The 13,726-nt window shown below is 64.6% G+C and carries 8 protein-coding genes; 3 read left to right on the top strand and 5 right to left on the bottom strand.

The genetic code is table 11. The features are described 5' to 3' along the window. Positions 1 to 9: 9 nt before the first annotated feature. The 5 genes from lpdA to PHR85_RS04320 form a co-directional block, all read right to left on the bottom strand. Complete coding sequence (gene lpdA / locus PHR85_RS04340) at positions 10 to 1,437, bottom strand: dihydrolipoyl dehydrogenase (RefSeq protein ID WP_300050910.1); 1,428 nt, start codon at positions 1,435 to 1,437, stop codon at positions 10 to 12. Positions 1,438 to 1,576: 139 nt separating this feature from the next. Then, positions 1,577 to 2,818: a 2-oxoglutarate dehydrogenase complex dihydrolipoyllysine-residue succinyltransferase gene (odhB, locus tag PHR85_RS04335; protein WP_300050908.1), complete on the bottom strand. Its 1,242-nt coding sequence runs from the start codon at positions 2,816 to 2,818 to the stop codon at positions 1,577 to 1,579. Between the two features lie 59 nt (positions 2,819 to 2,877). Further along, positions 2,878 to 5,754, bottom strand: coding sequence for a 2-oxoglutarate dehydrogenase E1 component (locus tag PHR85_RS04330; protein ID WP_300050906.1), 2,877 nt, complete (start codon positions 5,752 to 5,754; stop codon positions 2,878 to 2,880). A 250-nt stretch (positions 5,755 to 6,004) separates the two neighbouring features. Then, positions 6,005 to 7,906, bottom strand: a complete 1,902-nt coding sequence (locus tag PHR85_RS04325) for a propionate--CoA ligase (protein WP_300050903.1) — start codon at positions 7,904 to 7,906, stop codon at positions 6,005 to 6,007. 142 nt (positions 7,907 to 8,048) lie between these two features. After that, positions 8,049 to 8,663 (bottom strand): isochorismatase family protein, encoded by a 615-nt coding sequence (locus PHR85_RS04320; protein WP_300050900.1) that lies wholly within the window; start codon positions 8,661 to 8,663, stop codon positions 8,049 to 8,051. A gap of 80 nt (positions 8,664 to 8,743) precedes the next feature. Here PHR85_RS04320 and PHR85_RS04315 point away from each other — a divergent pair, with 80 nt between their 5' ends. The 3 genes from PHR85_RS04315 to PHR85_RS04305 all read left to right on the top strand — a co-directional run bounded on the left by PHR85_RS04315 (position 8,744) and on the right by PHR85_RS04305 (position 13,710). Then, positions 8,744 to 9,301: a C40 family peptidase gene (locus PHR85_RS04315; protein WP_300050897.1), complete on the top strand. Its 558-nt coding sequence runs from the start codon at positions 8,744 to 8,746 to the stop codon at positions 9,299 to 9,301. Positions 9,302 to 9,696: 395 nt separating this feature from the next. Then, a complete protein-coding gene (locus PHR85_RS04310; protein WP_300050894.1) occupies positions 9,697 to 10,059 on the top strand; it encodes a hypothetical protein in 363 nt (120 codons plus the stop codon). A gap of 96 nt (positions 10,060 to 10,155) precedes the next feature. Continuing rightward, positions 10,156 to 13,710 (top strand): STY4851/ECs_5259 family protein, encoded by a 3,555-nt coding sequence (locus PHR85_RS04305; protein WP_300050891.1) that lies wholly within the window; start codon positions 10,156 to 10,158, stop codon positions 13,708 to 13,710. Positions 13,711 to 13,726: the final 16 nt, after the last annotated feature.

Genomic DNA, 13,726 nt, shown 5'->3' with positions numbered 1-13,726 from the left:
CGTTGCCGCTTAGAAGTTGAGCGTGCGCTTGTCCACCGCCAGCGCGGCTTCCTTGGTCGCTTCCGACAGCGAGGGGTGCGCGTGGCAGATGCGGGCGATGTCCTCGGCGCTGGCGCGGAACTCCATCGCGACCACCGCCTCGGCGATCAGCTCGGAAGCCATCGGGCCGACGATGTGCACGCCCAGGATCTCGTCGGTCGTGGCGTCAGCCAGGAACTTGACCATGCCGGTGGTGTCGCCCAGCGCGCGCGCGCGGCCGTTGGCCAGGAAGGGGAAGCTGCCGGCCTTGTAGGCGACGCCATCGGCTTTCAGCTGCTGCTCGGTGCGGCCGACCCAGGCGATCTCGGGGCTGGTGTAGATGACCCAGGGGATGGTGTTGAAGTTGACGTGACCGTGCTGGCCGGCGATGCGCTCGGCCACCGCCACGCCCTCTTCCTCGGCCTTGTGCGCCAGCATCGGGCCGCGCACCACGTCGCCGACCGCCCAGACGCCCGGCAGGTTGGTCTTGCAGTCGCCGTCGACCAGGATGGCGCCGCGCTCGTCGAGCTGCAGGCCGACGGCTTCGACGTTGAGGCCATTGGTGTTGGGGACGCGACCGATCGAGACGATCAGCTTGTCGGCGTCGAGCTTGACTTCCTCGCCCTTGGCGTTGGTGTAGGCGATCGAGACCCCTTTCTTGAGGGACTTGATCTCGCCGACCTTGACGCCGAGCTCGATCTTCAGGCCCTGCTTGTCGAAGGCCTTCTTGGCTTCCTTGGCGATCTGGGTGTCCACCGCGCCCAGGAAGGTCGGCAGGCCTTCGAGGATGGTGACGTCGGCGCCCAGGCGGCGCCAGACCGACCCCATCTCCAGGCCGATCACGCCCGAGCCGATCACGGCCAGCTTCTTGGGCACCGCGCCGACGCGCAGCGCGCCGTCGTTGGACAGCACGTTGACTTCATCGAACGGGACGCTGGGCAGCGCGCGGGCGCTGGAGCCGGTGGCGACGATGACCTGCTTAGCCGTAAGGGTCTCCTCGGCCTTGCCGGCGACCTGGATCTCGTAGCCGCCCTCGACCGCCTTCACGAACGAACCGCGACCGTGGAAGAAGCTGACCTTGTTCTTCTTGAACAGGTAGAGGATGCCGTCGTTGTTCTGCTTGACGACGTTGTCCTTGCGGGCGATCATCTTGGCCACGTCCATCTTGACGGTGCCGGTGCTGATGCCGTGCTCGGCGAAATGGTGATTCGCCTGCTCGAAATGCTCGGACGACTGCAGCAGCGCCTTGGACGGGATGCAGCCGACGTTGGTGCAGGTGCCGCCCGGAGCGGCGCCGCCAGCGGCGTTGGTCCACTCGTCGATGCAGGCGACCTGGAAGCCGAGTTGGGCGGCGCGGATGGCCGCGATGTAGCCGCCGGGGCCGGCGCCGATGACGATGACGTCGAATTGCTTGCTCATGATTTTCTCTTGCTTTATGGGTTGGCAAAAAGCCCACCAAGGGGCAGACCGGAGGTCGGACCTGATGGGTGGGCTTTTGATTATTCAGCGGGGAACGGCACCACGCCAGGCGCGCTGCCGTCCCGCAGGGCCATCTGGATCAGATGTTGAACAGCAGGCGGGCCGGATCTTCCAGCGCGTCCTTCATCGCGACCAGGCCCAGCACGGCTTCGCGGCCGTCGATGATGCGGTGGTCATAGGACATCGCCAGGTAGTTCATCGGGCGGACCACGACCTGGCCGTTCTCGACCACGGCGCGGTCCTTGGTGGCGTGCACGCCCAGGATGGCCGACTGCGGCGGGTTGATGATCGGGGTCGACATCATCGAGCCGAAGGTGCCGCCGTTGGAGATCGAGAAGGTGCCGCCGGTCATCTCCTCGATGCCCAGCTTGCCCTCGGCGGCCTTCTTGCCGAACTCGGCGATCTTCTTCTCGATGTCGGCGAAGCTCATCTGGTCGGCGTTGCGCAGGATCGGCACCACCAGGCCGCGCGGCGAACCGACGGCGATACCGATGTCGAAGTAGCCGTGGTAGACGATGTCGTTGCCGTCGACCGAGGCGTTGAGCACCGGGAACTTCTTCAGGGCGTGCACGGCCGCCTTGACGAAGAAGCTCATGAAGCCCAGCTTGCAGCCATGCTCCTTGGTGAACTGGTCCTGGAACTTGGAACGCATCGCCATGACCGGGGCCATGTTGACTTCGTTGAAGGTGGTCAGGATGGCGTTGGTCGACTGCGACTGCAGCAGGCGCTCGGCGACGCGGGCGCGCAGGCGGCTCATCGGCACGCGCTGCTCGGGACGCTCGCCCAGCGCGATGGCCGGAGCGGCGACCGGTGCCAGCGCAGCCTTCGGAGCCACGGCCGGGGCCGCCTTGGGAGCGGCAGCGGCGGCCAGCACATCACCCTTGGTGACGCGGCCGTCCTTGCCGGTGCCGGCGACCGAGCCAGCGGCCATGCCAGCGTCAGCCATCAGCTTGGCGGCAGCGGGCATGGCGACGCCCGCCATCGAGGCGGAAGCCGGAGCAGCGGCAGCGGCCACCGATGCGGCGGCGGGTGCAGCAGCCGGAGCGGCAGCAGCGGCCGGGGCAACGGCACCAGCCTTGCCTTCGGTGTCGATGCGGGCGATGACCTGGTCGGAGACCACGGTGCCGCCGTCGCCGACGACCAGCTCGGCCAGCACGCCAGCCGAAGGCGCCGGCACTTCCAGCACGACCTTGTCGGTCTCGATCTCGATCAGGATCTCGTCGATCGCGACCGCATCACCGGGCTTCTTCTTCCACTGCAGCATGGTGGCTTCGGCCACGGATTCGGACAGCTGCGGGACTTTGACTTCAACGATAGCCATTTTGTATTCTTCCTCTTGTCAGGTATGGGTGGGGGCGCCCGCCCGGGGCGCCCACTGGATCACTTGGTCAGCACGAAGCCCTTGAGCTTGGCGAAAGCGCCTTCGATCAGGGCCTTCTGCTGGTCCTGGTGCAGGTGCGAGTAGCCCACGGCGGGCGAAGCGGAGGCGGCGCGGCCGGAGTAACCCAGCTTCTGGCCCGGCTTCATGTTCTCGTACACGTTGTGCTGCACGAAGAACCAGGCGCCCTGGTTCTGCGGCTCGTCCTGGCACCAGACGATCTCGGCCAGGTTCGGGTACTTCTTGAGCTCGGCGGCAAAGGCCTTGTGCGGGAAGGGATAGAGCTGCTCGACGCGGAGGATGGCCACGTCATCGGAACCCTTCTCGGCGCGCTTCTTGACCAGGTCGTAGTAGACCTTGCCCGAGCAGGCGATCACGCGCTTGACCTTGGCGGCGTTGGCCGCCACCTCGGCGCTCAGATCGCCGATCACGGTCTGGAAGCCGCCCTTGGTGAACTCGGACAGCGGCGAGGTCGCGTCCTTGTTGCGCAGCAGCGACTTCGGGGTGAACAGCACCAGCGGCTTGCGCAGGTCGCGCACCATCTGACGGCGCAGCACATGGAAGATCTGGCTGGCCGTGGTCGGCTGCACGATCTGCATGTTGGTGTCGGCGGCCAGCTGCATGAAGCGCTCCAGGCGGGCCGAGCTGTGCTCGGGGCCCTGACCCTCGTAGCCGTGCGGCAGCATCATGACCAGACCGTTGGCGCGGCCCCACTTGACCTCGCCCGAGGCGATGAACTGGTCGATCACGACCTGGGCGCCGTTGGCGAAGTCGCCGAACTGGGCTTCCCAGATCACCAGGCTGTTGGGCTCGGAGCCGGCGTAGCCGTATTCGAATCCCAGCACCGCCTCTTCCGACAGGATCGAGTCGATCACGACGAACGGGGCCTGGTTGTCGGCCACGTTCTGCAGCGGAATGTAGGTGCCTTCGTCCCACTTCTCGCGCTTCTGGTCATGGATCACGGCATGGCGGTGGGTGAAGGTGCCACGGCCACAGTCCTCGCCCGACAGGCGGACCGGGTAGCCGGAAGCCACCAGCGAGGCGAAGGCCATGTGCTCGCCCATGCCCCAGTCGACATTGACCTCGCCACGACCCATGGCGGCACGGTCGTCATAGACCTTCTTGACCAGCTGGTGCGGGTTGACGCTGGCGGGAATCGTGGTGAGCTTGTCGGCCAGGCGCTTCCACTCGGTCAGCGGGATCGCGGTGTCGCCGGCGTCGGTCCACTTCTTGCCCAGGAACGGGGTCCAGTCGACCGCGTACTTGCTCTTGAAGTTGGAGACCACCGGGTTGACGGTGTGGCGCCCTTCGTCCATGGCGGCGCGGTAGGCCTTGACCATGTCGTCGCCCAGGGTCTCGCCCAGGCCTTGCGCGGCCAGCTTGTCGGCGTACAGACGGCGCGTGCCGGGATGGGCCGCGATCTTCTTGTACATCAGCGGCTGGGTCAGCGCGGGGGTGTCCTGCTCGTTGTGACCCAGCTTGCGGAAGCAGATGATGTCGACCACGACGTCCTTGCGGAACGCCAGGCGGTACTCAAGGGCCAGCTCGCTGGCCAGCACCACGGCTTCCGGATCGTCACCATTGACGTGCAGCACCGGTGCCTCGATCATCTTGACGATGTCGGTGCAGTACAGGGTCGAGCGCAGGTCGCGCGGGTCCGAGGTGGTGAAGCCGATCTGGTTGTTGATGATCAGGTGCACCGTGCCGCCCGTGGTGTAGCCACGGGTCTCGGACAGCGCCAGCGTTTCCTGGTTGACGCCCTGGCCGCCAAAGGCCGAGTCGCCGTGCACCAGCACCGGCAGCACCTGGGCGCCGACCTTGTCGCCACGACGGTCCATGCGCGCGCGCACCGAGCCCTCGACCACCGGGTTGACGATCTCGAGGTGGGACGGGTTGAACGCCAGGCTCAGGTGGACCGGGCCACCGGCGGTGCTGATGTCGGAGCTGAAGCCCTGGTGGTACTTGACGTCACCGGCCGGCAGGTCTTCGGGCGCGGTGTGGTCGAACTCGGCGAACAGGTCCTTGGGCATCTTGCCCAGGGTGTTGACCAGCACGTTGAGGCGGCCACGGTGGGCCATGCCGATCACGATTTCCTGCACGCCCTTGACGCCGGCTTGCTGGATGATCTCGTCCATCGCGGCGATGAAGCTCTCGCCGCCCTCGAGCGAGAAACGCTTCTGGCCGACATACTTGGTGTGCAGGTAGCGCTCCAAGCCCTCGGCCGCGGTCAGGCGATCCAGGATGTGACGCTTCTTGTCGGCGTTGAAGGCCGGCTTGCTGCGCACGCTTTCGAGCTTCTGCTGCCACCAGCGCTTCTGCTCCTGGTTGGTCGTGTGCATGAACTCGACGCCGATCGAGCCGCAGTAGGTCTCGCGCAGCGCGTTGAGCAGCTCGCGCAAGGACATCTTGTCCTTGCCGAAGAAGGTGTTGCTGACGTCGAAGACGGTTTCCTGGTCGGCGCTGTTGAGGCCGTAGAAAGCCGGGTCGAGCTCGGGGATGCTGGGGCGCTCGGTGCGCTTGAGCGGATCGAGGTCGGCGAAGCGCTGGCCGACGTTGCGGTAGGCGGCGATCAGCTGCTGCACGGAGGTGCGCTTGCGGCCCATCTCGGCGTCGACGCTGGCGACCACGGTCTGGGTCACGCCGCTCTTGGCGCGCTCGGCGAAGGCGTTGATGACCGGCAGGTGCGGCACGTCACGGGCGTCGGTGCCATCGGCCGCGGGCACATGCTGCAGCGCGTCGAAGTACTCGCGCCAGTTCTCGGGCACGCTGGTCGGATCGGCCAGATAGTTCTCGTACATCTCCTCGACATAGGGCGCGTTGCCGCCGAAGAGATAGGTATTACCGCTGTACGCGGCGTAGACGTCGTTCGTCTGGCTCATGAATTCGCTGACCTCCGTTTCCCTCGGGGAAACATTAGCTGGTAAAAAAACCTTCCGCGACACGGCTGGACCGGTTGGCGGATGCGACAGTGACTGGAAGGAACTGAAGCAACCCCGGATTGTGCCACTGTTCGCCGATGGACGTCCTTGGCTGGTTACGCCCAGCTTGTGACGATAGCATGAATGCCGGTGGCGAACCGGCCTCGGCTATCGTGGTTTATACGGGGTAGACAGCCCAAATGGGATCGGATCAGGCCAACTGTTCCTTGATCTGCTGCAGCGATGCAGGATCGTCCATGGTGGTCAGGTCGCCGGGATCGCGACCCTCGCAGACGGCCTGGATCGCGCGACGCAGCAGCTTGCCCGAGCGGGTCTTGGGCAAGGTGTTGACGAAGCGCACCATGGCAGGCCGCGCCACCGCGCCGAGTTGCTCGTCGACCTGCTTCATGATCTCGGCCTCCTGCTCCTTGGCCGATACGGCGTCGGTAGCACGCGAGCTGTCCTTGAGGACGACAAAGGCGACCGCCACCTGACCCTTGAGCTGGTCGGCCATGCCGACCACCGCGACCTCGGCCACGTTCGGGTGACTGGAGATGCTCTCCTCGATCTCGCGCGTGCCCAGGCGATGACCAGCGACGTTGATCACGTCATCGGTGCGTCCCAGGATGTAGAAGTAGCCGTCGGCGTCCTTGGTGCCCCAGTCGAAGGTGCTGTACATGGTGCGGCCGTGGATGCTGCTCCAGTAGGTCTTGACGTAGCGCGCGTCGTCGCCCCAGATCGTCTGCAGGCAGCCCGGCGGCAGCGGACCCTCGACCGCGATCACCCCCTTCTTGCCGGGCTCGTGGATCTCCTCGGCGGTGGTCTCGTCGATCAGGCGCACATCGAAGCCGTAGACCGCCTTGCCGGGCGAGCCGAACTTGGTCGGCGCCGGTTCGACGCCGTTGCAGACCGCCATGATCGGCCAGCCGGTCTCGGTCTGCCAGTAGTTGTCGATGATGGGTTTCTTGATCGCGTCGGCCATCCAGGTCGCGGTCGGCTCGTCGAGCGGTTCGCCGGCCAGGAACAGCGCCTTGAGGCTGGACAGGTCGTACTTCGTCAGGTAGGCCGGGTCCTGTTTCTTCAGCACGCGGGCGGCGGTCGGGGCGCTGAACATGACCGAGACCTTGTACTTCTCGACCAGGCTCCACCAGATGCCGGCGTCGGGGCGGGTCGGCAGGCCTTCATACATGATGGTGGCCATGCCGTTGATCAGCGGGCCGTAGATGATGTAGCTGTGACCCACCACCCAGCCGATGTCCGAGGTCGAGAAGAAGGTCTCGCCCGGCTCGCCCTGGTAGATATGCTTCATCGAGGCCGCCAGCGCCACCGCATAGCCGCCGGTGTCGCGCTGCACGCCCTTGGGCTTGCCAGTGGTGCCCGAGGTGTAAAGGATGTAGCTCGGATGGGTGGAGTCGACCCATTCGCAGGGCACTTGCGCGTCAATGAACTGTTCGCGCAGGGTGGCGTAGTCAACATCGCGGCCCGCGACTGGCGAGAGCTCGGCCAGACCACGGTTGACCATCACGACATGGGCGGGCTTGTGGGTCGACAGATGAATGGCCTCGTCGAGCAGGTGCTTGTAGGGCACGACCTTGCCGCCGCGCATGCCGGCATCGGTACTCACGATCACGGTCGGCGTGGCGTCCTCGATCCGGCTGGCCAGCGCATGGCTGGCGAAGCCGCCGAACACCACGGTATGGATCGCGCCCAGGCGCACCGCCGCCAGCATCGCGAAGCAGGCCTCGGCGATCATCGGCATGTAGATCAGCACGCGGTCGCCCTTCTTGACACCGAGCTGCTGGTAGATCGCGGCGAAGCGCTGCACTTCCTGCTGCAACTCGCGGAAGCTGTAGGCCTTCTCGACGTTGGTCTCGGTCGAGACGAAGATCAGCGCGTTCTGGTCGGCGCGGTCCTTCAGGTGGCGATCGACCGCGTTGTGGCAGAGGTTGGTCTGCCCGCCCTCGAACCAGCGCGCGAACGGCGCGCGGTCGTAGTTGCAGACGCGCTCGTAAGGCTGGTGCCAGTCAACCAGTTGCGCCTGTTCGGCCCAGAAGGCATCTCGATCGTCGATCGAGCGGCGGAAGAACGCTTCGTAGTTCGGGGTAGCAGCCATGTCAGTCTCCAGCAAAGTCCGCAAATCAGAATAAAAAATAATGCATTCATGATTATGGGAACCCTGCTTGCAACGGGCTGACAAGCCCGGACCGCCGACCCTGAATCGGGCCGGTCGCGGGTCCGGGCGCTGGAAACGGTGCTTACTTGATCAGCTGGTGCACTTCGCGGAAGTCGGGGTGCTCGGCGTCGCCCAGCCATTCGAACACGACCATCTCGCTCGTGACGAGTTCGATGCCGTTGCCAGCCAGGCGGTCGAAGGCAGCGTCGCGGTCACGCTCGCGCCGCGAGGCGCAGGCATCGGTCACGACCCAGACGTCGAACTCCTGCTCAAGCAGGCCGAGCGCGGTCTGCAACAGGCAGACATGGGCCTCGAAGCCCGCCAGCACGATGATGTTGCGACCCGGCGCGGCCGTGGCTGGCTGAGGTTTTTGCAGGTGCTTGGGCAGGCTGCGCGCGTTGCCACCCTGGCGCTGGGGAGGTGCCGGCGGGCGCAAGGCCTCGACCAGGTCAGCCTGGGTGGCATCGAACGCCATCTTGGTAAAGCGGCGGCGCAACAGGGGCTGGAGCACGGGAGCGGTCTCGCCCAGGCCGGCGGGGTTCTGTTCGGTGCCCCAGGCCGGCACGGCCAGGATCTGCGCGACCTGGGCCAGCAGCACGGCACGCGCCAGCGCCTCCTCGCCCTGGTGCAGGGCCTTGAGCAGGCGAGGCTGGTAGTCGACCAGCAGCAATTGACTCTCGTCAGCGTCCAACAACATGGTTTTTCTCCGGGTTATCACGGGTTTGCATCAGCCCGCAATTTAACCATGCCGTCATCGCGGCAAGGTAGAATCAAGCCATGCGTTCATTGATTACCGCCATCGCTCTGTCTGCGGCATGCGGCCTGGCCACCGCCGAGCCCGTCAGCCAGCCCGATCCCATGGCCGAACTGCTGGCCGGCAAGGGTCTGATCGCCAGACTCGAAGGGGTGCGCCAGAACATGAGCTCGGTCGCCTCCGAGCTGGTCGTCAACGCCATGAGCTTTCTGGGCGTGCGCTACAAGTACGGCGGCAACGACCTCGACGAAGGGGTCGACTGCAGCGGTTTCGTGCGCGCGATCTACGAACAGAGTCTGGGCATGGTGCTGCCGCGCCGCGCCGCCGAACAGGCGCGCGCCACCCAGACCATCAGCCCCGACGAGCTCAAGCCCGGCGATCTGGTGTTCTTCAACACCATGAAATCGGCCTTCAGCCATGTCGGCATCTACATCGGCGACAACAAGTTCATCCACGCCCCGCGCAGCGGCGAGCGCGTGCGGGTCGAGGACATGCGCCAGAGCTACTGGGTGCAGCGCTTCAACGGCGCGCGCCGGGTCGAAGCCAGCCTCGGCAGCCTCGCTCTGCCCTTGCCGCGCTGAATGCGCTGAATGCGCTGAAGCGTTCGGCCACCAGCGCCTGACACAACCGCCTCGGGGCAGCCCACAGGCGGTTTTTTGTTGGTGCGATCGTGCCAGCTACACCCGCTTACTGAGAAGCATTTTGTACTCCCGCGAGATACGTGTTGATTTGAGCGCGTCCTCGATGACGCGCTGGATTAGTGACGTGATGGGTGACCCGGCAAAAAACACGCTTGAATCCGCCTTGGTGGATCGCGCACACTGATGCCTTGAAGAAATAAGCCAGGTGCTGACAAGTTAATCTCACAACAGATGGCATAATGGCGAGAACAAGCAAAACAACCGAAAGCCATGCAAGATGCTGCTGGCAGCAAACCGTGGGCTTGGCACGCCCAGCCTTTACGGAACCTTGAGACATGCAATTTTCTGGATACTGGATTTCCGAGCAGGATGGCGTGGTCACTGCGTTGCGAGACACCTTAGACGAGACTGACCTGAGTGAGTCGTCGAACTGGACCGAGGCGCACCAGAACGAGGATCCAAAGAACCCGGCAGGCTACATCCATCCGGCGCGCATCGTTGGGGAAACCGGCGTGAAGCTGCTGCAGGCCAATCCGGAACTCGAACAGAAGGTCGCAGCACTGCAGTCTGGCGAATTCGAGATCCGTACCGCAGAAGACTTAGGCCTGTTCTGCCTGAGCCATGGCGCCATGGGTGGCAGACCGGGCGCGCCTTGCGGCCAGGCCCGACAAGCCCGTGGTGATCGGCAGCTCCCATAGCGAAGAAATCCCCATCAACCAACGGTCTTCGTTCCCATCACCTATTGAACTGGGAGCGCTGACAACCCCTCTGAGCCTCCCGCAAACTTCTGCCGTATGAATACCGAAACCCTCAGCAACTGGCTGATTGCGCTGCTGAGACAGCGTGACATCAAACCCGACGGCCGGCTGCTGTTTGCCTACGACCTGAGTCAGGACGAATACGAGGAGCTGACTAGGCAACTTCAGGGCGCAGTCACCAAGGTGGGAGGCATCGAGGAGCTCGCTGCGCTCAGCCTCGGCCGTCGCCGATTGGCGGCGCCCCCTGCGGCTTTCGTGCTGTATGCCTCGGAATGGTGGAAGCACGAGTACGCCGGCGGTCCCTGGAGCTGGGCCCCGGTACTCGAGAAGCTGGGCGCTGATACCGCCAAGTTCTCCCCGCAGCTGCGCTCGGAATTCGTGTCTAGAGGTCTTTCCTTCTGGCAGCTGAGTCCGCTAGACAAGGGCAAGGCCTTCATTGGCGCCATCGTGGTCAACGGTGGCATACCGATGCGCTTGCTGGCTCACGGCGACGGGCCTGTTGCCCTGGTGATGAGCCAGGTGCTCAAGCTCGCGAGCCGCTACCACTGGGGCAATGCCCAGGTGCTGGATGCCGTCACTGAGCGCCTGGGTCTGCTGCCCAGCGCCTACCGACAGCCTCAGATCGCAGAACTGCTGGCCCGGTTTGTCGATGCTGCCCTGCATCTCAAGGAGGAATACCAGCTCGAAGGCGTGACGGACCCGGTGGCACGCCTCGACAGTGCCCTGCCGGACTGGCGCCGTCGTTTTCCGGTCTCGCTCGAAAGCGAAGCCGCCCAGGCACTGCTCACTGGCCTGGTGCGGGAGGCTGCCGCCCAGGGTACGGGTTCCACGCACGGACTCTTCATGACCGAGCGTCGACTGGTCCAGGATCCGGGTACCGGTTTCTTTGCCCTCGAGTCACATCTGACCTATCCAGGCCGAGTCCCGGCTCAGGACCTGGCCACCCTGTTCGGCTTGCATGACCTTGAACGGGTGCCGCGACACTTCACGATCGACCTCGAGGCCGGTGCACGCCAGCCTTGCACCGAGGGCCGACTGGTGCTGGGCTCCGCCGACCCGGTGGCAGTCCTCAACGTGCGCAAGTGGGTCCTGCGCAGCCACGCTGCGAGAAGCGAGCTCCAGCTGATCCTGCGCTCCCAGGCTGGCGATCAAGGCGAGCGCTGCACCATCGAGGGGGGTAGTGCCCTGCCGGAAGAGGACCCCTGGATCTTTGTCGAGAGCGAAGCGGGATATCAGGTCCTGGCCGCAGCGGGTGGAGCACGGCTGCCGCACGACAGTGCCTGGGTGGCATTGGCACCCGGGTGGACCATCGAGGTAACGAACGAGACAACGAATGCGGTGGAGCCAGTCGGTGAACTGCACAGCCCGGGATTGGCGGCCAGAAAGGTCTTCTGTCTGCGCTCGGATGCCAGGCTGATATCGCCCGGGCTCGCCTTCCGGATCCGACTGGGTCAGATCACCCAGCCCAGCCAGATCTACCAGTGGAAGGGCATGCGCCTGCCGGAAGCGAGAGGGCGTTCGGTCTTTCGTAACGCTCACCTGCCCCGACTGTTCCGAACCACCGAGGAAGGGTTGCAGGCCATCCCGCTGTCAGACCAACAATGGCGGCTGATCGGGAATCAGGAATTGCTTCAGCCGCGGGAGGCACGAGGACCCGTAGAGGTACGCATCCTGGACGAGGGTGAGATGGTGGCGCGACAGCGGATCTTCATGCTGCCGACCGATGCGCGCATCGAATACAGCTCGGGGCATGCCGTGGGGGCCGCCCAGGTCCGGTTTGTCAACTGGGGGCCTGTAGACCTGGCTACCGAGACCCCTGCCAACGTAACGGCAGCACTGAGCAAGTCAGGAACGGGCTCCTTCCTCATAGAATTTTCGGCTCATGGTGCCCCACCTGCGGAGTTCCGGGTTAGCGTGCGCTGGCCTGGAAGGAACACCGAGCTGACCCTGACGCTGCCCTACCCCGTGAGCGGGGGACGCTTCCTGCGCGCCGACGGCTCGGTGATGCAGGATCAGGAGACGGTGACCCTGCGCGAGCTGATTGGCATGCGGCTGCAGATCTTTGACACCAATCCGGATCAGCCCAAGCGCTACGAAGTGCAGCTGACCCTGGGCAGTGGCAAACAACAGGTCTCGAGTCGCCTGCCCGTGCCCATGCTGCCTGGCGTGGGCCGAGCCGAGCTCCGATTGCTCGACTACCAGCAGCAGATTGAATCCTTGCTCGGCCTGTTCGATGATCTGGACGCCAAGGTCAGGATAAGTCTGCTGGCCGGTGGTCAGAGCAGCTGCGAAATCAGGGTCGGGCGTTACACCACAACGCTCCAGTCAGAGGACGGCCATGTGCGGGTTCCCGAAGCCGCATTGGGGCTGATCCCGGTGGACGACTTGGCAAGCACCCGGGTACTGGCCTGCCCCTTGACCCAGCCTCATGTGAAGCCCCTGGAGCTCAATCCGCTACGTTCCGAAGGTGTACACACCGGATCATGGGCGGCCGAGGGCATGTCGCAGGAGCTGGCCCCCTGGCTGGTCTACCCCGCCCCCGATTCCACGGTCCTGTTCCGCCCCTTGGTCTGGGTCGAGGCCAGCAACCAGGCTGAAGCCGCCAGCGCCGACAGCGATACGGTCGCCGAAGTGACCAAGCTGCCTGAGGCCATGTCGCAGGCGAATCCCGACAGGCGCTGGAGCAGCATGCATTCGGCCTTGAAGGCCATGAGCGAAGACCACCGGCACGAGTCCTGGCCCTTGATCGACGGCCTGTGGCAAACCTTCCACCACCTACCGCTGACGGCACTCGATCTCTGGCGCATGTTGGCCAAGCAACCCAAGGCCATTCTCTCGTTCCTGCTCCTTTCTGAGCTGGATGAAGCCGAACTGGCTGAAGCCTTGAGACGGTTCCGCGTCGAGACCGGCTGGATGCCCGAGCTCACGACCGTCGCCGACCTGTGCGAGGTCGCTCAGGCGTTCTGGCAATTCTGGGTTGCACAGGGTCTGGACCGTGACCGATGCCACAAGTATTTCAAGGACGAGCTCGAAAGCCGCTTCAAGTTGCTCGCCGACGAGATCCCCAGCCTCGGTCCGCTGATCGACACAGTCATCTTCGCCGCCACGGGATCCATGTCCGAATTGCTGATGGAAGTGGCGGGGCCTTCACGGCAGGCGACGCGAGATTTGCTCAGGCAGTTGTGGGATGGCGGTGACTCCCTGGTCAATGCACAGTTGTTCTTGGTCAATGCCGAACGCGAAATCGCGACATGGCCCGGCCGAGACTTTGTCCAGCAGATGGCCTTTCCGGCCTTCGTGCAAGCGTGTGATCCGTCCATCCAGAAGCTGCTGATGCCCCACATCACCAGACTGTTCTGGCCACGCCCGGATGACCGCAAGTTCTCGGTCGCCAATTTGCCGGTTCTGTGTGCGCTGTGGGCCGCCACCTCGACCAGCCGCCAATGGTGGAGTGATCCGCGCAGTCGCCTGGCCCTCAAGCAGATTCGGGACTTCGATCCGATCTGGTTCGAGCAGGCCTACCGCCAAGCCTTCAAGGTCTGCATGAGCATCGAGGGCCTGGTCCAGCTGCCTTCGATCACCGGCAAGTAAACCCGAATATTCAAGA

The sequence above is a fragment of the Malikia sp. genome (assembly GCF_028687635.1).
Taxonomy (GTDB): domain Bacteria; phylum Pseudomonadota; class Gammaproteobacteria; order Burkholderiales; family Burkholderiaceae_C; genus Malikia.
The sequence above is the reverse complement of the archived record's forward strand: the minus strand, read 5'-3'. Positions and strand labels throughout refer to the sequence as shown.